The following is a 23475-nucleotide window of genomic DNA, read 5'->3' on the forward strand; positions in this document are numbered from 1 at the left end:
GGCGGCGCGAGTTCCCGCCCCTGGGGTGAAGTCGCTGTAGCCCACGGTGTGTAAAGCTGACTCCAGAGCAGCCAAGGTCATCAGCACATCGCGGTCACTCACAAAGCCCAAATGGCCAATGCGGAAGATTTTGCCCTTGAGGTGGTCTTGTCCAGCGGCAAGGGCGATGTCGAAGTGTTTCTTCAAGGTGCTGCGGATGGTGTCAGCGTTGATCCCTTCGGGAGCGAGTACAGCTGTTACCGAAGGACTGGCCGCTGACTCTGGATCAACCAAGAGCTTTAGCCCCAGAGCCTTGACGCCAGCACGGGTGGCCTGGGCCAGCTTGGCATGACGCCGGTAGATGGCTTCCAACCCTTCTGCGCGCATCATGCGCAGGGTAACCTGCAGGGCGTAAAACAGGTTCACCGCCGGTGTAAAGGGAGTGGTGCCTTGGCGCAGGGCCTTTTGCGCCAGCTTAAAGCTCCAGTAGTACTTGGGAAACCTAGAGCGCTCCGTAGCGGCCATGGCCCGCGGGCTGACGGCCACAAATCCCAGCCCTGGTGGGATCATATAGCCCTTCTGGGATCCCGAGGCCACCACATCCAAGCCCCATTCGTCCATTAACACCGGCATTGCCCCCACGCTGGTGACCCCATCCACCAGGACGAGGGCTTCCCCATGCTCGCGAGCAGCAGCAGCAATGGCTTGGACATCGTTGGCTACGCCGCTGGAAGTCTCCGAGTGGGTGAGGATGACGGCTTTGATGGTTTTTTCCCGGTCGGCAGCCAGCTTTTCTTGGAAGATCTCGACGGGGTAAGGGATCCCCCAGGGGGTTTCCACCCGCTCACACTGAAGGCCAAACTGCTCGGACATTTCCGCCCAGCGCTCCCCAAACTTGCCGTTCACCCCCACCAAAACCCGATCCCCAGGGCTGAGGGTGTTGAGGATCCCGGCTTCCATGGCACCGGTGCCACTGGCGGAAAAGACAAACACATCGGAGGTGGTTTGGTGCAGCCAGCGCAACCCATCGGTGACCTCTTCCAAAATGGCGGTGAACTCTTTGCTGCGGTGCTCGATGGGCCCCCGTGCCATCGCCAGCAGCGCACTCTCGGGAACGGGAGTGGGGCCGGGGATCATCAATATCAGCTTGTCTTTCATGCTTGCCCTGCTTGGGATGCAAGTAAGGTTTAAAAGGTGGCGGCCAGATTCGAACTGGCGCATAGAGGTTTTGCAGACCTCTGCCTTACCACTTGGCTACGCCACCCCATTGCTCAACTGGGCGCAGATATTGTATCCGAAAAGGGGATCCCCCTTCCAGTAACCAAAAGTAGCAGTTCCCAGCTCAGCTAGGCCTCAACCCTTTCTTCCTGCACCTTTAACAGACGGGATCCCAGCAGGCGCTGCAGCCAAGGAGCCAGAAACTTGCGGTTGGCCAACTGCTGCTGGGGATCCTGAGTTTCCAGAGGGAAGGGGGCAAGAGCCCGCAGGGCGGCAGTGGTAACACAGAACATGGCCTTTTGGAAGCTAAGGCAGATTTTCACCCGCAGGTCATCATCCCCGCGAGGCTGGCGGCGGTAGTGCTCTCGCAAGTAGGGGGGCAGGTGGCGCATCATATCCTGCATCAACAGGGTAGGCGGGATCCCGGCGCTCCCCACCGGCAGCGGATCGGCGTAGAGGGCGCCGTAGGCAAAGTCAGCCTGCTCAGCCGGGATCTGGTGGGCCTGGGCGTTGTAGGAAACCGTGCCCATAAAGGGAAAGGAGCGGAAAAACACCGCTTCCACATAGGGGATAGCCGTATCTGATAGGAAAGTCAGACCCGCCGAGAGAGGGATGATCTCGTAGCGGCGGCCCCAGATGCAGGGAGCGTAGGTGATAGGCTTGTCGGCAGCTGCCACCAACCCCTGCTGGATGTGAGCCACCACGTCGGGAATGGTGAGGTGGGGTTCTGTCTCAGAGCGCTTGGCCAGCGCCAGGAAAATATCGCTCATCACCCGCCAAAACTGGCCCAAGCCGCTGTACATAGCCAGCATGCGCACCTGTTCTAGAGCAAAGTCGGGAAACAAGATCCCCAAGCCCTGCAAGAAGGGATTGAAGCGGATTTTGGCCCGGATGGCTCTCTTGGCCCGCTCGACAAATTCGGGAGTATCCAGGTAGCGGTCTAGCCCCCCTCCCCCATGCCAGAGCATAGCCTTCATGCAGTATTCGGCAAACTCGTAGTTGATGCGGTCATGCCACAGGTAGCGCAGCCATTTGCCCAGGGTAATCTCGCCGTTGAAATACTTGAACGCCGGAAAAAGCTCCAAAAATTGGTGGTCGGCAATGAAGATCAAGTTGCGCGAATAGGCATCCAGCACCTCGCCGTAGCTATGCAGGATGCCAATGACCTCTAGGCGATTGGCAGGGGCATCCGGCACAAGGGCTCCCCCTGCCTCTAGGCGCTGGACAATAGGAGCCAGTTGCAGTTGCTCCAGAGGAGATAAGCCGGCCAGAAAGAAGCAGGAAGGAGCAGGAGCAAGAGTGGCAGTCATGGGAGCAAAAGAAACTCCGTCGATCTCATCAAATCATCAAAAGGAAGACAACCCAAACTGAAAGGCAGTGACCAGTCCTGCAACACCAGCTAGGTTAGCCTTGGCCAAGGCCAAGGTGGTGGACTCCACCCAGCGGGTTGCCCAGCTAGGCTGCAGGCCCAGTAACACCACCAGCGTTGCCAAAACAACAGCAGGCAGGCGCTCTTCAGTGGCGTGGCGTTGCATGGCTATGGCCACTTGCGAGAGGCGCCCAAAAAAGACACGGTTCACCATCAGCAGAAAATAGGCCGCCGTCAATCCCGTCCCCACCATGCACAGGAGCGTTTGCAGGGGAAAGACGGCAAAGCTGCCCCGAAAGAGGGTGAACTCAGCTATAAAGCCCACCATGCCCGGTGTGCCGCCACTGGCCATCACCCCTAGCACCATCAAGCTGCCAATAAGCGGTAAGCCCCGCTCCGGGTTGAGCAATCCCCGCAGCAGCTTGAGATCCCGTGTGCCGGTGTTGGTGTAGACGGCTCCCACCAGAAGAAACAGCAGCGAGGAGATGAGGCCATGGCTGACCATCTGAAAGATGGATCCCACCAGGGAGAGGGGAGTGGCTGCTGCTACAGCCAAGAGAATGTAGCCCATGTGGGCAATGGAGCTGTAGGCCACCAGCTTTTTCATGTCCTGCTGCACCAAGGCGTTCAGGGATCCATAGAGCACGTTAACCACCGCCCAACCGGCCAGCCAGGGCCCTGCCTGCTGCCAAGCATCCGGTAAGAGCTGCAGGCCAAAGCGCAACAGGCCGTAGGTGCCCAACTTCAAAAGCAGACCCGCCAGCAACACGGAAATGGGAGTGGAAGCCTCCACATGCGCATCTGGCAGCCAAGTGTGGAAGGGCACCAAGGGGATCTTGATGGCCAGCCCCAGCAGAATGGGAATAAGCAACAGGGTTTGTTGCACCAGGGGCAAGGGGTGAGCCTGCAGGACGGTATAGGTAAAGCTGTGGGCATCGCTCAGCCAACTGAGGCCGAAAAAGCCAATCAAGAGGAGGATCCCCGACAGAGCGGTGTAAACCAAAAACTTGGTGGCGGCATAGGTGCGGCGCGGCCCTCCCCAGATGGCGATGAGCAAATACAGGGGGATCAGCTCCACTTCATAGAACAGGAAAAACAGCAGCAAATTCTGAGCCAAAAAAGCTCCGGCCACCGCTGCCGCCAGCATGAGCACCAAGCTGTAGTAGAGGCGGGGCCGCTCCACCTGGCCGCTGGCCCAAATAGCCATCAACACCAGTAGCCCGGTCATCACCACCAAAGGCAGAGAGATCCCATCCACTCCCACCTCATAAACCAAGCCCAACTGGGGGATCCAGGCCATCTTTTCCGCCAATTGCAGGGATCCAAGGTGGGGGTCAAAGATCAGCAACAGCCCCGCGCTCAGGCCAAACAAAACCCACCCAAACCCCAAGGCCAAAGCCCGGTGCAAGCCCTTCCCCGCCTGCTCGGGAATCAACCCAATCAAGATGCTCCCCAACAACGGGATCCCGATCAAAAGGCTCAACATGGCTCTCTCCCATCAATAGGCCAACCCCAAATGGGGCGAACGCAGTAGCCAAGCTGTAACCAACACCACCCCCATGACGATCACCAGCACATAGAGTTGCATCCGCCCCGACAGGGTGTACTTGAGGGCTTCGCCGCTGAAGAAAAAGGCCAGGCTCACCCCGTTCACCAAGCCGTCCACTCCGTTGCGATCCAGCCACTCCAATCTGCGGGAGAGGGCGCTGACCGGTTGCACCACCAGGGCTTGGTAGAGGTGCCCCGTGTAAAAGTCGTGGGCCAGCAGATCCTGCAACTCCGGCCAGGGCAGATATACCCTCCGTTGGTCCCCCCAGTACAGCCAGCCGCCAATGGCTGCCCCCACCAGCCCAGCAGCCGTCAGCAGAGCCGCCATCCACCTCAGCTGCGGGTTCCAGTCGGGATAGAGCCCCCAGCGCCCCAACAGCCAGGGCATGAGCAAGGTTTGCACCGTCAGGATGCCCATGGGCAGAGCCATCAACCAGCCCACCTCAGGGGCCCGGCGGGTTTTGGGTTGCGGGGATCCCAAAAAGACCAGGCCAAACACCCGCGCCAGGTTGAGAGCCGTCAGCCCATTCACCAGCAGCAGCACCTCCACCAGGGCCGGCTGCACCCCGCTGTAGACCAGCGCCAGGCGGGTCAGCGTCCAAAAGCACCCTAGGGGCAGCAGAGCCACCATCCCCAGGGATCCCACGGCAAAGGCGGCAACTGTGGCCGGCATGCGGCTGCGCAGGCCCCCCAGCTCTGTCAAATCTTGGGTAGAGGTGGTGTAGATGAGGGATCCCACCCCCATAAACAGCAGCGCCTTAGCCAAGCCGTGCATCAGCAGCAACTCCAGGGCCAGCTCCGGCTGCTGCATCCCCACTGCCATAAACACCAACCCCAAGTAGGCACTCGTGGAGTAGGAGAAGGTGCGTTTGATATCGATTTGCGCCAAGGCCACCAGGGATCCGCCCAGGGCTGTGATCGTGCCGATGGCCACCAAGACCCCATTCGTAATCGGCGACAGGGCCAGTAGCGGTTGCAGCTTAATCAGCACAAAAGCCCCGCAGGCCACCACCGCCGAATTGCGCAGGATCGAGGCCGGGTTAGGCCCTTCCATCGCCTCATCCAGCCACAGGTGCAGCGGAAATTGGGCGCATTTCCCCAAAGGCCCTGCAATCAAAGCCAACCCCATCAAAGCCGCCCAAGCCGGATCCAAGCTGGCCGTAGCCGCCCAGTCCCGCAGGTCGGAAAACGTCAAGGCCCCAGAAAAGTTGGAAATTGCCACCACCCCCATCAGCAGCAGCAGATCTCCTACCCGCTTGGTTAAAAACGCATCCCGCGCCGCCGTCACCACCAGAGGCTGGGCGTACCAAAAGCCCACCAGCAAATAGGTGGAAAGGGTGAGCATCTCCAGCAGGGCATAGCTGAAAAACAGCGAGTCGCTGAGGGCGATCCCTGTCATTCCCCCCTCGAAAAAGCCCATTAGAGCGGCAAAGCGACCCAGGCCCCAGTCCTTATCCAAATACCCCAGCGCATAGATCTGGGCCAGCAGGCTCAAACCGCTGATCCAGACGACGGCCCCCATTGTCAGAGGCGAGATCTCCAAAGACAGAGTCAAATCCAGATCGGCCACCCGAAACCAGAGGTAGTTCAAGATCTGGGGATCCCGACCCCAAACCTGCCGCAACAGCCAAAGGCCATGGGCAAAGGCGGCAAAAGTCAGAAGGATGTTGAGGTAAGCTGCCGGACGCGGGCCACTGCGCTTGACCCACCCCGTTGCCCAGGGAATGGCCAAAGCTGTTCCCGCCCACCCATAGCAAGGGATCCACCAACTGCTCTCCAACCCCAAAAGGTTTGACATCATTAAATGCTAAATAAAACGGAAAACTGGATCCAACGGAAATCAGTCAGGCTTTTGAATCGCTCGTTCTCTATTTCACGATATACCTGGCTCGAACGGTTCCAAAACCGGGCCGGATGGCTTGAGCCAATCTCGAAGTTGAGCGGCAATGCGCCGGGCGGCCCCTGGGGATCCCATGCGGCGGCGTCCATGGGCCCGCAACTCAGCCGCGTAGTTGGGATCGGCGGCCAGGCGTTCCAGAATCCGGCCAACCACGGCGGGAGCCTGCTCCACTGAGGTCAGGTGGACGGCGGATCCCAAAAGACGGGTCTGCGCTTCGGCAAAGCGCGGGGTAAACTGCGGTCCCTCTCCCGGCAGGGTCACCACCGGTTTTCCCAAGCCCACACATTGCTCGGTGGCCGTTCCCGCCATGGCCAGCACCACCGTTGCTCGTTGGGCACAGGCCCCGAAGTCCCCCCAAACCAGAAGTACATCGCTGCGCTGAGATGGGATCCAAGCCTGAAGCGGGTCTCGCTCCAGGTTGGGGCTGAGGGCAGCATAGACTTGCAGCTCCGTTGGGAGCCGCTCCACCACCTGCATCATCAGAGCCCAGTTGCGATAGGCTTCCGGCGGACGGGATCCGGGCAAGAGCAGCAAGGCCGGTCGGTGGGGATCCAAAGGCAATGTCCCGCGTGGCTCTAGGCCATCCATCATCGGGTTGCCCAGGTAAAAGGCCCTTAGGCCCCGTTTTTGCAAAGCTGTAGCCGTCAGCTCATCCCGCAAAAAAGAACCCAGGCAGCGTCGGTGGGCCATCAGCCAGCGCTCCCAGGGCAGGTAATCGGAAATCGGCTGCCCAAAAGGGATCCAGGGGCGTCGGTAGGGCCCCCGTTCATCTCGCCAGTAATAGTCCGACTTGGCCGTGCCCACAAAGACGTAGGGGATCCCGCTCCACCATGCCATCAGCAAGGGCACAATATCCCCCACGGCCAGCACCAGGTTCCTCTGGGCTGCTGCCCGCCGAACCAACGCCAATTGCCGCCCCGTCAGCCCCAGCAAACCGGCCCGCAAATCCCGCCACAACTGCCGCCAATCCTGATAAATAAACCCCCCCGACGGCATCACCTGGGCAATGGGCAGCAGGGGGATCCCTTGGCGTTGGTAGGCTGTCCCTTCTCCCACAATCGGCAAGGCTTGCACCGGGATCCCCAGGTGGACTAGGGCAACAGCAAGGCGACTGCCCACCTCATCTTCCCCGTGTCCATTGCTCAGACACAGCACCTGCGGTGGATTCGTTGGATTCCATTGGGTTTCCACAGCTTGCCGTAGGCGCAATCTGGGCTGAATCAAGAGGGATCCCCCAGCTCACCAGAAATCTCCTCATAGAATAGAGCCAATCCAAGAGGGGAACCCGGGAGATGATCCGAAATGAGCGACAACGAGCCGAGCTTATTGCAGCGGTAGAAGCCCTTCAGCTGGAAGGCCCCTACTTTATAGAAGAGCGCCTCGCCCGCCATCGCGGCCCTTTCTTGCGGGCAGTGAAAGATGTGCCTGTAGGGGGAACTTGGTGGGAGATCCGCTACTTTCCCGCCTGCGAGCGCTATGCTTGGGCCTACTTGCCGGAAGGGGCCGGCCCACGGGCCTTCGCCTGGGGACACACGCCGCAGCAAGCCTTTCTTAACGCCTTATGGCATCACCCTCTTTCTCCTCAGGGCCAAGGACAGCCTCAGGGAAACCATTCCGATTTACAGTGAATTGACTACTCTCCACCCTACTGACTTGCTTCCGGCTAAGGGTAGGACGGGGCTTTAGGCGCATTTTTTTGGTAAAAATTAAGCAACTCTCTTCCCACGTATAGGGAACATGAAACCCCAGGCCGTCGCCCGTATTCTGGATGCCAACCTCGATCGAGCTCGTGAAGGACTACGGGTATTGGAAGAATGGTTTCGTTTCGGCCTGGAAGAGGGAGAGCTCTCTGCCGAATGCAAGGCCATGCGCCAAGCCCTAGCCCGCTGGCACAGCGATCCCCTGCGTTTGGCCCGCGATACCCCCGCCGATCCAGGCACCCAGATCTCCCACCCCCAAGAGGAGCAACGGCGGGATCTCCGCCACCTCTTGCAAGCCAATTGCAGCCGTGTGCAAGAAGCCCTGCGGGTGTTAGAAGAATACGGCAAGTTGGCCGAATCCCACCACTGGGTGGCCCCTGGCCTGGCCAAGCTGGCCAAAGACATGCGCTATCGGCTCTACGTCTTGGAAAGTGAACTGCTGGGCGGATCCCTGCGGCAGCGTCTCCTGGCAGCCCATCTTTATTTGGTGACCAGCCCTGTGCCCCACTGGCTAGAGGTGGTGGAAAAATCCCTGCGGGGCGGGGTGACCCTGGTGCAATATCGCCGCAAAAACCTCCCCGACGGCGAGATGCTGCGGGATCTCAAACAGCTGCGGCAGCTGTGCGACCGCTACCAGGCGCTGATGATCGTCAACGACCGCGTGGATTTGGCTCTGCTCAGCCAGGCAGATGGGGTACACCTGGGCCAGACGGATCTGCCGGTGGCTGAAGCCCGACAACTGCTGGGATCCCAGCGGCTCATTGGCCTGTCCACCACCAACGCCGAGGAGTTGGCCCAAGCCCTGAACAGCGACGTGGACTACATCGGCGTCGGCCCCGTTTACCCCACCCCCACCAAAGCGGAGAAACCCCCTGCCGGCCTGGAGTACGTGCGCCTGGCTGCCGAGAAAGCCCACCTGCCCTGGTTTGCCATCGGCGGCATCGATCCCCACAACCTGCCCGAGGTGCGTCGAGCTGGGGCCACCCGTGTAGCTGTGGTGCGGGCTTTGATGGAAGCTGCCGATCCCACCCAGACAGCCCGCACCATGCTGGCCGAACTGCAAGGGATCCCTGCCCTATCCTAAAGATCAACCGTGAAGCTCAACCGTGAGCATTTTGCTGCTTATTGGCTGTTCCAATCCAAATGGTTTCTGAACAAGTGAGAGGAAGATGAAGTAAGGATGTTCTAAACTCCAGAGGCGATGACAGAAGCCGCAAGAAAAACAAATCCAGACAGCAGGGATCCTGCCCTGGTCGAGATCCCGGCGGAGCTGCAAGCAGGGCTGGTGACAGAGCTGGATTTGATGATCCGGGCCCGCTACCCCCTGGTTTACTTGGTCTCTCCAGAAGAAGAGCCTGCCGATGCCGTGCTAACCCAAGTAGCCAGACGGACAGACCCACCGCGGCAATTGTTGTTCTGGGACTTGGTGCGGGGCTGGCAAGATACAGGCGAGGATCGGGGCTCCATCATGGCAGCTCTGGGGCGGGTGTGGCGCTCTGCCCCCAACGAGGACACCCTGTTTGTGCTGCGGGATCTGCACTTTGTGTTGCGCAACGCCAGCAGCGACAAAAACGCTCCCATCATCCGGGAGCTGAAAAACCTCAGCCGCGAGCTCAAGCGCACCCGCAAGATGCTGATCCTGCTCAGCCACACCCTGGAAGTGCCCAGCGACCTGACGGAGGAGATCACCGTCGTCGATATTCCCCTGCCCAACAGCGAAGAGATCAGCCGCCTCATCCAGCTCTATGTGGCTCCAGATAAGCTCAAGCTCACCCCTCTGGCCCGCGAGCAACTGGTCAAAGCCTGTCAAGGGCTGAGCCGAGAACGTATTCGCCGCGTTTTGGCCCGCGCTTTGGCCGCCAAGCAGGAGGTCAACGAAGCCGATATCGACCTGGTGCTGGAGGAAAAAAAGCAGGCCATCCGCCAAACCGGCATCCTGGAGTTTTTCACCGCCCGCGAGACCCTCAAAAGTGTGGGGGGCCTGGATAACCTCAAGGCCTGGGTGCGAGTGCGGCAAGAAGCCTTTACCGAAGAGGCGCGGCGCTATGGCCTGCCCAACCCCAAGGGCGTGCTGCTGGTCGGGATCCAGGGCACCGGCAAATCCCTCTCCGCCAAGACCATCGCCAATGAGTGGCGGCTGCCCCTGCTGAGATTGGATGCCGGGCGGCTGTTTGCCGGCATCGTCGGCGAGTCGGAAAGCCGGGTGCGGCAGATGATCCAACTGGCGGAGGCGATGGCCCCCTGCGTGCTTTGGATCGACGAGATCGACAAAGCCTTTGGCAACATCACCAGCAGTGCCGATGGAGATTCTGGTACCAGCCGCCGGGTGTTTGGCAGCCTGATTACCTGGATGCAGGAGAAAACCAGCCCTGTTTTCATTGTGGCCACCGCCAACAACGTGCCTCTGCTGCCGCCGGAGCTGTTGCGCAAGGGCCGCTTTGACGAGATTTTCTTCTTGAACCTGCCCACCCAGGCTGAGCGCAAAGAGATCTTCCGGGTGCATTTGCAGCGGTTGCGCCCCAGCCGCCTGCGAGAATTTGACCTGGAAGCTTTGGCAGCCGCAGCTCAGGATTTCAGTGGTGCCGAGATCGAGCAAGCCATTGTAGATGCCATGTACAACGCCTTTGGGGGCAGTGGCAGCGGCGCCCGGCGGGACTTTACCCAAGAAGATATCCTGCAGGCCATCCGCGAAACCGTGCCTTTGGCCTCGATTGCCCGCGACCAAATCGAGAGTCTTAAGTGCTGGGCTGCTCAAGCGGGCGCGAGAACGGCCTCTCAAGATGCCCAGGTGCTGCAGGAGATGAAGCAGTGTTTTGCCTCTTCTTGAGATTCAGAATGGGTGAAATCCACCTCCCAGCCCAAATAAGGCGGCTAGTATGCCAATACCCACAGCAACTCCAGCCGCTATCTTCAAGTTTTCTTCTAGGCTTTTAGCATCTGCCTTTTCCTTCATTGCAGTTAGCAAAAATAGCTGATCCTCCCCACTCAGCCCACTTATAAAATGGGGATATAGATTCGATAGGGACAGCTTTAAAATGATCGATCCTACTTCTACAGTGAAGCTCAAGCTGGGAAAGCTTCGAGTTCCTATCTTTCTCTATCTGGGCTATTACTGATTTTGCCTCTTCCTGTAGCTTCTTAGCGCTCTCAACTTGCGACTTGCTATATCCTTTATCAAAAATGGCCATAAAAAGACTAATAACTGAGATTAGAAAGAGCACAAGCCCGATTGAGCTACTTAAGGCACCAATGAACAAGCTCAGGACTAAAAGCGAGAGGGCACCCAGTATAGTGTCACTTTTGGTGGCAAAGGTATGATCAACTTTAGCTTCCTCTTGTTTTATTCCGATAGAGATCAAGTTTCTCCTTAACTCAGACTTAACTTGCTCTACTCTTTGGTTATAGTTGGCCTCGATGTTTTTCTTACGACGTTCTATCTCTTCTGCAGCTTCCTTTATCTTGTCGAAGTCAAAGGGCCAAGGTTTGCCATCTTGGGTGCTGTAGCTGCGTTCCGCTTTCAAGTCTTGGCCATGCCCGCTCCCTTTCGTGGACGAAGCCTGGGAAAGTCTTTGGGAGTCATAGGCTTTTCGCTTCACAGGATCGCTCAGTATCGAGTACGCCTCCTGAATAGACTTAAACTTTTCCTCAATGTACTGCCGCCCCTTAACAGGTGTATCTGGGTGAAGTTTATCGGGATGGTATTCTTTGGCAAGCCGCCTGTAGCTCTCTTTAATTTCTTCTAGAGTTGCATTGGGCTGTAATTCCAGCTCGCGGTAAAGGTCTTTCATGGGAGGATCCGGCGCAGGGGGCCTTGTGCCAGCTACTTTGATGCGGGGATCCTATTCCCTGAGGGGAAGCCTTGCAAAGTGCTACTCAATACCTAGACTCTTTTTTAAGCCTATTTTAGGGATCGGACAGCTCCAGCCAAGCAGCCCTTGGCTCCTCCCTCAGTAGATGCTTTTTCAAGGCCCAACGTCCAGAAAGGCGGGGTTATGAGCAAGCTGCTGCGGCTTGCCGCGCCAAGACCCACTCCACCAGGGTGCGCACCCCATAACCGGTGGCCCCTTTGTTGTTGTAGCCTGCATCCTTCTCTGTCCAAACGGGGCCTGCTATATCCAGGTGGGCCCAAGGGGTTTTCTCCACAAACTGCTTCAGGAACAGGGCAGCGGTGATGGATCCCCCTGAGCGGGGACCAGTGTTTTTCATGTCGGCCACAATGGAGCTGAGACCCTCGAAGTAGCCTTCCTCCAGCGGCAGGCGCCAGATTTTTTCGCCGGAAAGATTGGCAGCCTGCTGTAGCTCCTGGGCCAGCGTCTCATCTGGGGTGAACAAGCCGGCAATTTCTTCCCCCAGAGCAATCACACAAGCACCGGTCAGGGTAGCCAGATCGAGGATGGCATCAACGCCCAGCTTTTCCGCAAACACCAGGGCATCTGCCAAGGTGAGGCGGCCTTCTGCATCGGTGTTGTTGACCTCAATGGTCTTCTGGTTAGAAGCGGTGAGGATATCCCCTGGGTGGATGGCATGGCCGCTGATCATGTTTTCCGTGGCAGCGACGATGAAGTGCAGCTCCACTTGCGGCTTGAGGGCGGCTAGGGCCCGTGCAGCTCCCAAAACTGCCGCTGCTCCCCCCATGTCGGTTTTCATCATGGCGATGCTGCGGGAGTCGGTTTTGATGTTCAACCCACCGGAATCGAAGGTCAGCCCCTTGCCCACCAGGGCCAATTTGGTAACGGGATCCCCTTGTGGCGGCTTGTAGGTGAGGTGGATAAACTGGGGCGGCAGGTCAGAGGCTTTGGCCACACCCAAAAAAGCCCCCATCCCCAGAGCTTCGCATTCTTCCTGTCCCAGAATCTCCACCTCTAGGCCATATTCCTGGGCCAGTTGGCGGGCGGTATCGGCCAGGGCAAGAGGAGTAACAATGTTGGCGGGGGCAGCCACCAATTCCCGAGCCAAGATGGTTCCTGCGGCCATCTCAATGGCCCGCCGCAGCGCGACTTCGTAATCGGGGCGAGCCTGGGCCAACCCCGGCACCAAGAGAGTTACTTCCTGCACAGAAAAGCTGTTTTCCTCTTCCCCTTTGGCTGAAGATTTAAACCGATTGTCCCGGTGCGCCACCAGTAGGCAGGCTTCGGCCACCGCCTGAACCACGCGCACCCGATCCAACCCCGTCTCCGGCAAAGACAGCATCACCTGCTTGGCTTTTAAGCTGTGAGCCTGGCGCAGGCCGTTGGCTGTGGCCCGTCGTAGGGCTTCTAGCGTTAGGGCCGCGGGATCCCCTAGCCCCACCAACACCAGTTTGCGGATCTCTCCTGTCAGGCGCAGGGCAACACTGCTATTCGGCTTCCCCTGAAACCCCTGCTCCTGGACGGTTTCCGCCACCAGCCCCGACCACACCTTTTCATCCCAAGAGGCGATCTCAGAGGGCAGAGGAAAGCGGCCATTCCCGCCGGAAGCGGCAAAGCAATAGACCAGGGCACATTCCCCTTGAGTGAGTGGCGGCTCGCTGAGATGAAGCTGCATGAGAAATCCTTGACCAAGCTGTTGACATGGGATCCCCAGTCTATCCAATTTCGCCGGCTCTTAGGGCGAGGGATCCCCCCTCTAGTGGGCGGGCCGGAAGATCCCAAAGCAGGAAGTGTAGCCGTGCAAAAAGGTGGATCCCCCAACGGGGCCGATCTCCCCATTGCAAAAGAACCCCCCCAAGGGCAGCTCTCCAAGCAATTCCCGAAACCGTTGCGAGTCAAAATCGGGAGTGCCGTACAGGCCCTTGCCTCGCCCCAAACAGGAGAACATCAACGCCCCACAAGGCTCCGGCCTCGGTTGAGAGGGGCTTTGCCTCAAGTTGCGCTCGGCACAATAGCGGCTGAGGGCCCAACGCAGATCTTCTGCCGAAGTCTGGGCATCCCGCAGATGAAATTGCACCGTCTGGCCAGGGCGCACCTGATCCCCGATGGCCAGCGCCCCCACGCGCGGATCAACGCCCAAGATTACGCGAATGAGGAAATCTCCCGGCGTCGGCTCCGACTTGAACTCATCCATCAGCAGGCCGATGAAGAGAGAGTGGCGGGCCAATCGCTGATCCACGGGACTGAGCCGCTCTGCCAAGTCCTGCAAAACCGCTAGAGGAGGGCGACCCTCCAAGCCAAGAATCACATTCCCCTCTGCTTCCGTCACCCGCAAGGGATCCCCAATGGGGCGACACCCCTGGGCCACCACTGCATCCAGCACCACATTGCCGTAGAGCGCTAGCCCCACTGTGCCCTCTCGATACAGCTCCCGCCGAGGTGTGAGGGTACGCGCATCCAGCAAAAACAGAGCATTGCCCCGAGGGCCGCGGCCCCCACTGGCCAATCCCCCCACTTTGACGGATCCCGGATAGGCGAAATCCAACCCCTGCAGCAACTCTGAGATGCCAGAGGAAAATCCATCGGCCAAGAGCAGAAAATGAGGCTTGCTCTGCGGCGAAACCCCAACACAATCGACCCAGGCAGAAGGAGCCGCATCCAAGTCCGGCAATTGGTTCCCCCGCAGATGAAAAGGATGCAGCACCACCTCCGGCATGACCGCCAAAGACAAGGAGAGAGCCGGGCCATCCTCAATTTCATGCCCGCCACCCACAATGCCACCGCCGGAGCAGCCGATCAAAACGTCCACCTCCAGCAGCTCCGACAGCAATGGCAACACCCGGATGTATTCGCTGGCAAAGGCCGCCGACACAAACAAAACCCCCAAGTTGGGCCGCAGAGGCTGAGAGGGAACATACCCTGTCAGCAGCCCCGGCAACCCACCGGATCCCACCGTCTGCACCTGCCGACTCAGGACACTTTTCAGTTGGGCTGCCTGAAGCTTGGCCTTGGCTTCCTCCACCACCTGCCGCAGAGCCGCTTCTAGGGAAGGGAGCTGGGAGAGCGCGTTCACCCACTGCATCGGCGTGTTCCTACGGTCTGGAGTTTGCTGTCTTTAGGCTAGCAATTTATGGCCGGGCTGGCTGTTCTGCACGGTCTCTGTTCAAGACAGGATCAGGGCAGATAAGGCCGGGGATCCACAGGCGCGCCCCCGCCGGGGCGGACTTCAAAGTGCAGATGCGGCCCTGTGCTCCAGCCAGTGCTGCCGCGGCTCATGATTGTCTGCCCCTGCTGCACGTACTGGCCTGTGGAAACGTAAATCTGATGGCCGTGGGCATAGCGAGTAACAATTCCGTTGGGATGGCGGATATCCACCCGATTGCCGTAGCCATCCCCGCCATTCCCCGCAAAGATCACCACTCCCTCCTGAACGGCTACAATGGGGGATCCCACGGGGCCAGGAATATCTACCCCTGCATGAAGGCGACCGCGACGGTAGCCAAAGCCAGAGGTGATTTGCCCGGAGACCGGCCAGACAAACCCACTGCTGCGGGCCTGAGGAGGAGCTGGAGGAGGCGCTGGCGGCGCTGGCCGAGCTTGTGGCTGGCTCTGAGCTCGTCGGGCAGGAGCAGGGGTGGGCTGCGTACCCGGCGCCGGAATCGTAAGGCGTTGGCCAATGCGCAGCCAGTGGGGATTGCGCAAGTTGTTGGCTTGAATAATGGATCGCTGAGTTACCCCATAGCGGGCGGCGATCCGTTCGATGGTGTCACCGGCTCCAACTGTGTGGGTCAGGGATCCACCGGCCAAGAGGGCCTGCCGTTCTTGTTCCATTTGCTGGGCCCGGCGTTGCTGCTCCGCCTGTAATCGAGCTTGGGCTTCGGCTTGGCGTTGGGCTTCCTCCTCTTGCTGGCGGCGCTCTTCCTCTTCGCGAGCTTTCTGGGCAGCGATCATCTCCTTCTGACGCTGGATCAACTCGCCCACATCGCCGGGGATGAGCAGGCGTTGGCCAATGCGCAGATATTCCGGGCGATCCAGAGGAGTCGCTTCGATAATCCGCTGCTGGGGAACTCGGTAGCGGTTGGCAATGTCCTCCAGTGTGTCTCCCTGCTTGACGGTGTAGATCAATCCCGGCTGGCTGGGGATGAGGAGAACTTGCCCCGGCTTCAGCTCAGTACTGGCCTGAATACCATTGGAGACGGTGATGGCAGCCGCGTCGAGCTGATACATCTGGGTCAGTTGCCAGAGGGTTTCCCCCGGCTGAATTTCATGCTCCAGAATGCCTCTGGGCCCTTCTCCTGTCGGGATTCGCCCTTCTGCGAAGGCTTGGCGCAGCTGCTCCTTTTTCCGCTCGTAGTTTTGCTGCAGAGCGCCAGATAGCGTATGCACAGAGGGTGGGATCGGCTCTACCGCCGGAGACAGGGGGCGATTCAACTGTCGCTGCTGTAGGGTAGCGACTCCGGCCAAGCCCAGCATCAGCAAAAGACCAGTGGCCCAAGCCGGATATCCCCGACGCGCAGGAGCAGAATCCCCCGGCTCTGGATGGGCTGTCTCAGGCTCGGTTGGGCACCTGGGGGTGGCCGGCAGCTGCTCTTCCCCAGCTTCTGCGCAGGGATCCGCCTCCAGCTTCAGAAGCCATACCAGGCCCGTTAAGCTGAGAGAGAGGGCCAAACCAACCCATCTTGGCTTCGACCGCCCAGAGAGAGGGGCTGGAGCCCACTCCAGAAGATAGGCTTCCTCGGCAGATGAATCCGCAGAAGTCCAGGACTGTTCTGAAGGGATCCCTGCCGAGCCCTTTGGGGGTGGGGGGGAAAGGGTGCTCACGGCAGCACCGCGGAAATCCAGCTCCCCGTTTTGGGGATTGGGGAAAGTGGGTTTTAAAGGCATCCTCACACCAACAGGCTGACACTAGAGTGCAAGAGAAGAAGATGTCAAAATGAGGGGCACAAGCCCCTTGGCACCGAGCACCCCTGGGGTGACTCAAGCCGGAGTGGAGTTCGCTAATGAACAGGCTGACTCGCACTCAGGTTAGAGTACCGTAGTTAACAAATCTAGACAAGTCTTGGCAGGTAATTTCAGCCACAATGCTTGCCTCACAATGGTTCCAGCCCTTGGCTCGTTGAGATTTTGTCGAGCCTCATCCGATTCAAGACAAAGTGCGCCATCGTCTTTTTTTGGAAGACAAAGCCTGTTTTGCTGTAGCTGAAACTACAAACTAGGGATACCCATGGATTTGGTTGTCTATAACACATTGACTCGCCGCAAGGAAGTGTTTCAGCCGCTGGCAGCAGGTGGATCTCAATCCGTTTCCGTCGGCAATTCCCAGGGATCCGCAGCTCCGGTTGCGGGGGAGAAGCCCCTGGTGCGGATGTATGTCTGTGGTGTAACGGTTTACGACCTCTGCCACCTCGGCCATGCGCGTACCTACGTGGTTTGGGACATGGTGCGTCGCTACTTGGAGTGGCGCGGCTACCGAGTGAAGTATGTGCAGAATTTTACCGATGTGGACGACAAGATCCTCAAGCGGGCGTTGGAACGTGGCGAATCCATGCAAGCAGTGGCGGAGCGCTTCATCGCCGAATATTTCCAGGACATGGATCGCCTGAACATCAAGCGGGCCGATCTCTACCCGAGGGCAACGCAATCGCTGCAAGCCATGTTCCAGTTGATCCAATCTTTGGAGCTCAAAGGCTTTGCCTACCGGGTACGGGATCCGATTCGACACCAGACCGACCCGTCTTCCCTCCTGCAAGCGGGACACCAGCCAGAGACCCCCGCCTCTGTTCAGTACTCTGTTTACTACTCTGTCCGCAAGTTCCCGGATTACGGCCAGCTATCCGGTCGAAAACTGGAGGAGATGGAGGCGGGAGCCAGTGGCCGGGTAGGAGAAGAAGGAGCTGAGAAACAGGATCCCTTCGACTTTGCCCTTTGGAAAGCGGCCCCCCCTTCTGAGCCGGGGTTTGCCTCCCCTTGGGGTTGGGGGCGACCGGGCTGGCACATCGAATGTTCCGCCATGGTGCGGGAGACCCTGGGAGATCACATCGACATTCACGCCGGCGGGGCAGATTTGATTTTCCCCCACCACGAAAATGAGCTGGCCCAATCGGAGCCAATCACCGGCAAGCCGATGGCCAAGTACTGGATGCACAACGGTTTTCTCAACATCAACGGCGAGAAAATGTCCAAATCTTTGGGCAACTTCACCACCCTGCGACAGGCCCTCGCCGTCTATCACCCCATGGCCTTGCGGCTGTTTCTGTTGCAGACCCACTACCGTAGCCCCATAGATCTCACCGAGGCAGCCATGCAGGCGGCTAGCCGTGGCTGGGAAACCCTCCAGAAAGGGATCCACTGTGCCCAGCACTTCTGCAAAGAAGAAAAGGGATCCCCTGATGCTGAGGCCATGCAAGCCTTTCAAGCTGCTATGGACAATGATTTTGGCACCCCTGAAGCGCTGGCTATCGCCTTTGAATTGGCCAAAGAACTCACCCGCGAACACAACCTGTTCACCCATCAAGGCCAAACCCATCTGGAGCCCCAGGCCCTCAAACAAAAAAGCGCTGCCTTGCTGGAGATTTTGGCTACTTTGGGATTCTGTTGGCCCTCATTCTCTGAATTCGAGGGATCCAAAGAAGCAGCTACAAATGGGGAACTTAACTTTAAAAAAATCGAGGAGCTGATCGCGCAGCGCTCGGCAGCCCGCAAGGCCAAAAACTTTGCCGAAGCCGATCGCATTCGGGATCAGTTGAAAGCCTTCGGCATCACCCTCATCGATCAAAAAGATGGCACCACCCGTTGGCTGCGAGAATAGGGGTTGAGGAGCATTCCTCGGGCTCATTCAAAATGGATATGGCTGTAACCTAGGGGCTCAGAGGGGCAAAGTGCTTCTCCCTTCGTTTGGATTGCTGGAAAAGTTCGGCTAGAGTCAGATCAGTGACTGTGTCAACGTCTCGGCGGATCTCAATGCTTTCTCCAGCTACCGCGCAAACTGATCTGAGTCCCATCGATCTGGATTGCCTGCTCACCCCTGAGATTCAGCGGCCGGCCCGCTACTTGGGCAAAGAGTTTGGCGCCGTCCACCGTCCTTGGGATTCGGCACGGGTGCGTTGGGTGCTGAGCTATCCAGAGTTGTACGAGGTGGGAGCTTCCAACCTAGGCCACCTCATCCTTTACAACATCCTCAACGCCCAGCCGGATCAACTGTGTGACCGCACCTACTTGCCAGGCCCGGATCTGGCGGCCCGCCTGCGGCAGTTGGGGATCCCCCTCTTTGCCGTGGAATCCCGCCGTCCTCTGCGCGCTTTCCATATCATTGGCTTCAGCCTGGCCTACGAGCTGGGGGGCACCAACATCCTGGAGATGCTGGACCTAGCCGGGATCCCGCTCAAGTGGTGGGAACGGCAACCCTTCACCCCGGAAGAGTGCCCTCTGATCTTTGCCGGTGGGCCAACCGCCACCTCCAACCCGGAGCCCTTTGCCGACTTTTTCGATTTCTTCGTCTTCGGAGATGGGGAAGAGGTGCTGCCGGAAATTGGCCAAGTGCTGGCCGGATCCCTGTCCAAGCCCCGCCGAGAGGTCTTGCTGGAGCTGGCCCAGGTGCCGGGGGTGTACGTGCCCCAGTTTTACGAGGGGATCCCACCGCGGCCCATCGTGCCTGGGGTGCCGGAGCGCATCCGCCGTCGGGTGGCCCTGCCTCAACCCCAATACTCCGTCGGCCTGGTGCCTTTGGTGGAAACCGTCCACGACCGCCTGGTGATGGAAGTGCGGCGGGGCTGCACACGGGGCTGCCGATTTTGCCAGCCGGGAATGCTTACCCGCCCAGCGCGGGATGTGGATCCGGAAGCAGTGGTGGAGGCTGTGGTGCAGGGCTTGCGCAAGACTGGCTACAACGAATTTTCCCTCTCTTCTCTCAGTTGCTCCGACTACCTTTCCCTGCCGGCGGTGGGAGCAGAGCTGCACAACCGTCTGCTCAGAGAACACATTGCCCTTTCCCTGCCCAGCCAGCGGGTGGATCGCTTTGATGAGCAAATTGCCGCCATCATGAAGGGATCCCGCCGCTCCGGCCTCACCTTTGCCCCCGAAGCTGGCACGCAACGGCTGCGGGACATCATCAACAAGGGCCTCACCGATGCCGACTTGATTCGCGGCATTCGCACCGCCGTCCAAGAGGGCTGGGACAAAATCAAGCTCTATTTCATGATTGGCCTGCCCGGCGAGACCGACGCCGATGTCCTGGGGATCGCCCGCACCGTCGAGATGCTGCAGCGAGAATGTGCAGCCCTGGGTCGCAAGCGGGTGGAGTTTACCCTCACCCTCTCCAACTTCACCCCCAAGCCCCACACCCCCTTCCAGTGGCACCGGGTAGACTATGCCGACGTGCAGCGCAAGCAAACCCTGCTGCAGAAGGAGCTGCGCCGGCTACGGGGAGTCAAGGCCCACTTCACCGACATCCGCTTCAGCATCCTGGAAGACTTCATCGGCAAAGGGGATCGCTCCCTGGGACAGATGATCGAGCGGGCTTGGCGGGCCGGTGCCGGCATGGATGCCTGGTGGGAAAACATCGACGCCGCCTACGCTGCCTGGGTGAGGGCCTACTGCGGCGAAGAGGTGGATCCTGCCGCCGATCCGGTCGCCCTCTGCGCCCGTCTCCCCATCCGGGAATTGGGCCTGGAGGATCCCTTGCCCTGGGATCACATCGATACCGGCATCGACAAAAAATGGCTGCAAAAAGACTACCGCCGCGCCCTGGAAGCCCTCACCGTGGAAGACTGCTCCTTCGAGGGCTGCTCCGCCTGCGGCATCTGCGGCCCCGGCTTCGGCCACAACATCGTCATTCCCCCTCCGCCCGTCCCGCCCCTGCAGAGCAAACCCACCCCCACCCCGGATCCCCTGGAGCCGGAGCCACCTGCCCAGCGTTTCCGCATCACCTACGGCAAAACCGGGGATCTGCGCTGGCTGGGCCACCTGGATCTCATGCGCCTGTGGGAACGGGCCTGTCGGCGAGCGGGGTTACCTCTGGCCTTCAGCGGCGGCTACCACCCCATGCCCCGCCTGGCCAACGCCAACGCTCTGCCCATTGGCCAGGAAGGCTATGGCGAAATCCTGGATCTGGAGCTGCTGGATCGGCCTGAAGGTCCTCTGACGCCTGAGAAACTGCGCGCCCTTCTGAGCGAACAGCTGCCCCCGGAGATCCCCATCCAAGCCGTCCAAGAAATTAGCCTTCGGGATCCCTCGGCCACCGAAGCCGTTTACGCCGCCGAATATCAGCTCACGGTGAGCTGCGAGTTGCCCAAAGCCGTTCACGGCAGCGGGACGGAGTCCTCTTGGCCTGCCTGGGTCACCCAGATCCTAGACGCGCAGGAAATCTGGATTGAAAAAACCTCCAAGTCTGGCAAGTCCTCTCCCTTCAATGCCCGCGCCCTGCTTTACTACCTAGAGTTTCAGGGCCTGACCCCCGAGGGCAGCGCTTGCCTCCTTTACCGGGGCAGTTGCCGCAACGACGGTGCCTACCTGCGGCCCACCCATCTGGTTCAAATGGCCGAGTCATTGGGGTTGCCCCACTGGACACTACAGACGGCAAAGCGGCTGCGCCTGTTGTGGGAGAACCCCCTAGCCGATCCAGATTGAGCACTTCCTCTGGGAGCAACCCAAGGGCTAAGGGTCTGTCTGGGCTGAGGGATCCCACAAGCGCTATAATGCTGCTATTGCTGGCTCCTGCCGCTGTGGGGCTCGCCAAGCATCAACTTGACCAAGGGCGGGGTGAGCAGCAGGCAAAAGCTGGGCCGGATTCTGGAATGGAGACACTCTTAACTCAGTACCCAGGGCAGGTAACAGGCGTGATGGGGTCGAGTCGATAGGTGCAACAGAAAAGTGTGCCTCTTCGACCTAGCCCAGATCTAACCAGAAAATTTTACCCTGAGAAGGTGCTTCTTTCCGCGCGCAAACCCTGTCTTGTTGTGGACTATCGCTACGCGACGCTTTCGCGAACAGGCTGGGCCGCACAACTGGGGTTCTGCAATGGGCCAGCGTTCGATCTCCCGAGGCGGAGCCGTCTTGCTCCCTGAGCCTATCGATTGAGCCCATCCATGAATCTCCATGCAAACCTCACCGAATCCATTCATCCCATCCGATGAGTTTTCCTTCCAATCAGCAGAAGCCCCCCGCTGTACCCACCAGAGCCAGCATTGGGTAGTTCACATGCACTTAAACTCACCTCACCCATTGGAGAGGAAACAAAGCCAAGCGTCAAAGCAGAGCTGAGGGTAATGGACAGCCCCATGATGAGTCAATCCTGGTCAAAGAAACTTAAGCGGATCCCGGCAAAAGGACAACACCTCGCCAGAATGAGGGTTCAACCCGTAACCGCGTGCCCTTGGGGCGGGGAGGGAAGTTAATGCCCAGGCAGATTGTCATTGCCGAGCAACATCGAGTGGCAGCCGTCTTCGCCGAAGATCAAGTGCAGGAGCTGATCGTCGCCAGCGGCGCTCACCAAGTGGGAGACGTTTACGTCGGAATCATCGAGAACGTTCTGCCCAGCATCGATGCCGCTTTCGTCAACATCGGCCCTGCAGAGCGCAATGGGTTTATCCACGTCAGCGACCTGGGCCCGCTGCGCCTCAAGCGAAGTCATGCCTCGATTTCTGAGCTGGTCTTGCCGCAGCAAAAGGTGCTGGTACAAGTGATGAAAGAGCCTACCGGCAACAAAGGGCCAAGGCTTACCGGAGATTTGGCCTTTCCAGGGCGGTATTTGGTGTTGCGACCCTACGGAAAAGGCGTTCATCTGTCCCGCCGCATCGAGGATCGAGAAGAACGCAACCGTTTGAAGTCGCTGGCCATTTTGATTAAACCCCCGCAGATGGGCCTGTTGGTGCGCACCGAAGCGGAAGGTGTGTCCGAAGAAGCGATGATCGACGACCTGGAGCAATTGAAGAAACTCTGGGAAGATATTCAACAGCAGTATCAGGCAGCACGGGGGCCGGGGCTACTCAACCGGGATGACGACTTTATTCAGCGGGTGCTGCGGGATGTTTACTCCGACGATGTGAACCGTATTGTGACCGACTCTGCGGCGGGAGCGAAGCGAGTCCGTAGCTATCTGCAGGGCTGGAACAAGGGCCAAATGCCCCCCGGTGTCGTTGTCGATGCCCACCGCGAGCCCACCCCCATTCTGGAGTATTTTCGGGTCAACGCGGTTATTCGTCAGGCGCTGCGTCCGCGGGTGGATTTGCCCTCTGGCGGCTACATCATCATCGAGCCCACCGAGGCCCTGACGGTAATTGATGTTAACTCGGGCTCCTTCACCCAATCGGCCACTTCTCGGGAGACAGTGCTGTGGACAAACTGTGAGGCGGCTACCGAGATTGCCCGCCAATTGAGGCTGCGCAACATTGCCGGTGTGATTGTGGTGGACTTCATCGATATGGATTCCCGCCGCGACCAGTTGCTGGTTTTGGAGCATTTTAACAAGGCCCTCTCCAGCGACAAAGCTCGCCCACAGGTGGTCCAACTGTCGGAATTGGGGCTGGTGGAGCTCACCCGCAAACGGCAGGGGCAAAGCCTTTATGAGATCTTCGGCCATTCTTGCCCTACCTGTGAGGGGCTGGGGATCCTGGCCCGCTTGCCGGGGGCCGAGCCAGGGCATCTGTTAACAATAGAAAGCGGCCTGACGGTAACGCTACCCACCGAGGCGGAAGGAGGGGATGAGGAAGAGGCCGGCCCGATCCTGCCCCGCGATGGCAACCCCCAACGGGCACGCCTGCGAGTGGGGAGCGATGGGCTGTCTCGAGGCGATAGCCGTGCGCTGCTGCGGCGGTCGCGATCTGCCCCCGGACAACGACGCCCCAGCCCGGATCCCTTTACGACTTCAGACGATCTGGAGGAAGAGCCACGGGTTGAAACGGGACGCAAGCGTCCCCG

At 59.3% G+C, this 23475-nt stretch carries 15 protein-coding genes and 1 tRNA gene; 6 read left to right on the forward strand and 10 right to left on the reverse strand.

Features of this window, described 5'->3' with window-relative positions; translation table 11 throughout:
- The 6 genes from NW829_RS04690 to NW829_RS04715 all read right to left on the reverse strand — a co-directional run.
- Positions 1–1137: pyridoxal-phosphate-dependent aminotransferase family protein (locus tag NW829_RS04690; RefSeq protein ID WP_414416546.1), on the reverse strand; the 1137-nt coding region annotated here is incomplete at its 3' end.
- Between the two features lie 34 nt (positions 1138–1171).
- Positions 1172–1243: transfer RNA gene (locus NW829_RS04695), tRNA-Cys, on the reverse strand.
- An 82-nt stretch (positions 1244–1325) separates the two neighbouring features.
- Positions 1326–2507 (reverse strand): CO2 hydration protein, encoded by a 1182-nt coding sequence (locus tag NW829_RS04700; protein ID WP_011433407.1) that lies wholly within the window; start codon positions 2505–2507, stop codon positions 1326–1328.
- 36 nt (positions 2508–2543) lie between these two features.
- Positions 2544–4052 carry an NADH-quinone oxidoreductase subunit M gene (locus NW829_RS04705; protein ID WP_414416547.1) on the reverse strand — a complete coding sequence of 503 codons (1509 nt, stop codon included), beginning with the start codon at positions 4050–4052 and terminating at the stop codon, positions 2544–2546.
- A 12-nt stretch (positions 4053–4064) separates the two neighbouring features.
- Positions 4065–5912, reverse strand: coding sequence for an NAD(P)H-quinone oxidoreductase subunit F (locus tag NW829_RS04710; RefSeq protein WP_414416548.1), 1848 nt, complete (start codon positions 5910–5912; stop codon positions 4065–4067).
- Positions 5913–5987: 75 nt separating this feature from the next.
- A complete protein-coding gene (locus NW829_RS04715; RefSeq protein WP_414416549.1) occupies positions 5988–7238 on the reverse strand; it encodes a lipid-A-disaccharide synthase-related protein in 1251 nt (416 codons plus the stop codon).
- A 68-nt stretch (positions 7239–7306) separates the two neighbouring features.
- Between NW829_RS04715 and NW829_RS04720 the strand changes: the two genes are divergently transcribed.
- The 3 genes from NW829_RS04720 (at position 7307) to NW829_RS04730 (ending at position 10541) form a co-directional block, all read left to right on the forward strand.
- Complete coding sequence (locus tag NW829_RS04720) at positions 7307–7642, forward strand: hypothetical protein (protein ID WP_011433411.1); 336 nt, start codon at positions 7307–7309, stop codon at positions 7640–7642.
- A 109-nt stretch (positions 7643–7751) separates the two neighbouring features.
- A complete protein-coding gene (locus NW829_RS04725) occupies positions 7752–8798 on the forward strand; it encodes a thiamine phosphate synthase (RefSeq protein ID WP_414412621.1) in 1047 nt (348 codons plus the stop codon).
- Positions 8799–9017: 219 nt separating this feature from the next.
- Positions 9018–10541 carry an AAA family ATPase gene (locus NW829_RS04730; protein ID WP_414373801.1) on the forward strand — a complete coding sequence of 508 codons (1524 nt, stop codon included), beginning with the start codon at positions 9018–9020 and terminating at the stop codon, positions 10539–10541.
- A 103-nt stretch (positions 10542–10644) separates the two neighbouring features.
- Here the strand turns inward: NW829_RS04730 and NW829_RS04735 are convergent, their stop codons facing one another.
- The 4 genes from NW829_RS04735 to NW829_RS04750 all read right to left on the reverse strand — a co-directional run bounded on the left by NW829_RS04735 (position 10645) and on the right by NW829_RS04750 (position 16446).
- Positions 10645–11502: a DnaJ domain-containing protein gene (locus NW829_RS04735; protein WP_414412620.1), complete on the reverse strand. Its 858-nt coding sequence runs from the start codon at positions 11500–11502 to the stop codon at positions 10645–10647.
- 202 nt (positions 11503–11704) lie between these two features.
- On the reverse strand, positions 11705–13237 hold the full coding sequence (locus NW829_RS04740; RefSeq protein ID WP_414416550.1) for a leucyl aminopeptidase: 1533 nt from the start codon (positions 13235–13237) through the stop codon (positions 11705–11707).
- Positions 13238–13318: 81 nt separating this feature from the next.
- On the reverse strand, positions 13319–14644 hold the full coding sequence (locus tag NW829_RS04745; RefSeq protein WP_414330779.1) for an FIST N-terminal domain-containing protein: 1326 nt from the start codon (positions 14642–14644) through the stop codon (positions 13319–13321).
- Between the two features lie 92 nt (positions 14645–14736).
- Entirely contained in the window at positions 14737–16446 is a 1710-nt protein-coding gene (locus NW829_RS04750; protein WP_414416551.1) for a LysM peptidoglycan-binding domain-containing protein, read from the reverse strand.
- A gap of 340 nt (positions 16447–16786) precedes the next feature.
- On the opposite strand from NW829_RS04750, the gene cysS reads away from it, so the two are divergent.
- The 3 genes from cysS to NW829_RS04765 all read left to right on the forward strand — a co-directional run.
- Entirely contained in the window at positions 16787–18370 is a 1584-nt protein-coding gene (cysS, locus tag NW829_RS04755; RefSeq protein ID WP_414416552.1) for a cysteine--tRNA ligase, read from the forward strand.
- A 152-nt stretch (positions 18371–18522) separates the two neighbouring features.
- Positions 18523–21186, forward strand: a complete 2664-nt coding sequence (locus tag NW829_RS04760) for a TIGR03960 family B12-binding radical SAM protein (protein ID WP_414416553.1) — start codon at positions 18523–18525, stop codon at positions 21184–21186.
- 766 nt (positions 21187–21952) lie between these two features.
- Positions 21953–23475: Rne/Rng family ribonuclease (locus NW829_RS04765; protein WP_414416554.1), on the forward strand; the 1523-nt coding region annotated here is incomplete at its 3' end.

The organism is Synechococcus sp. R55.8 (genome assembly GCF_047461895.1).
GTDB lineage: Bacteria > Cyanobacteriota > Cyanobacteriia > Thermostichales > Thermostichaceae > Thermostichus.